This window comes from Carboxylicivirga linearis (genome assembly GCF_018271995.1).
Classification (GTDB): Bacteria; Bacteroidota; Bacteroidia; order Bacteroidales; family Marinilabiliaceae; genus Carboxylicivirga; species Carboxylicivirga linearis.
The window spans coordinates 1-953 of sequence record NZ_JAGUCO010000101.1 but is presented as its reverse complement, the minus strand read 5'-3'; the positions used below and the strand labels follow the sequence as shown (position 1 = coordinate 953).

Here is a 953-nt window from a genome sequence, read left to right as displayed (position 1 = left end):
AATCGGGTATTGATTGATGTTCCTTGTCTGGAGTAAAGCTTTTTGCCGTTAATCGGGATAATATCTTCAACGTTGTAAAAGTGGTAGAGATAATTAAGGAAAATGCGGTTAGTTCCTGCGGTAACCCGACCATGTTCATCCCAAGAGGTATGACCGCCAATGATAATAGCAGCTCTACCGTCATCCTTCATGCAACGCAAGGCGTTTAATGCCATTGCATGTTCTAATCGTTTGATTTTGAATTTTCCGAAAAGTTCAGGTTGAGAAAGTGAACCGAAAGGTGGATTCGTAACTATACCATCAAAAGTTCTGTCATAAGCTGCCGGAGGTTTTAAGGCATCCCAAGAGCTGACCTTTGCAAATGGTTGTTCTTTCAGGTTGGCAAGCCTTACATCGTCCAGCTCGTTAACATGGGTATAGTGATAAGGCAAAGCAATGGTTAAAAGTCCGTTCCCTGCCGATGGCTCTAAATACTTTGGAAAATCGTTTTTGTCATTGGTAAGGTGAGCATTGCCAACAATTTTACCTTTAGTGTTTCCTTTTACAATGTTCTTAAAAGCTTTGTAGCCTGATAAGCTACCTGATTTTAAGATATAACTCGATGCCAGAAACGAAATGGGTGCCGGAGTGGAATATTGCTGCATCAACACGCTCATGCTTGTGCGCATGGAAAGATTGACCTGTGATTGATACAGGGCTACAATATCAAGGTACTTTTCGTAAGTGGTTAGCGAACTGTCGTGTGCTATCTCTCTTGCGTTAAGGATTATTGCCAGTTCGGTATATTCTTTTACCAAGTTTTTATTGGCAATACCGAAGCTTTTGGCAATGCTTTCAATTGTGGTTTTAGAGTGCTTCCGTCCGCCTTTTAAATCCTCACGAATCCTTGATATGTAGCCCTTTTTATCCATGAACAAACCAGAACTACATGATTGTGTGAGCCAAATAGAAAA

1 protein-coding gene is annotated in these 953 nt (G+C 40.9%); it reads right to left on the bottom strand.

The window, feature by feature from the left end:
* The coding region (locus KEM10_RS23810) for a class I SAM-dependent methyltransferase (protein ID WP_212220895.1) at nt 1-911 on the bottom strand (911 nt) is incomplete at its 3' end.
* Between the last annotated feature and the right edge of the window lie 42 nt (nt 912-953).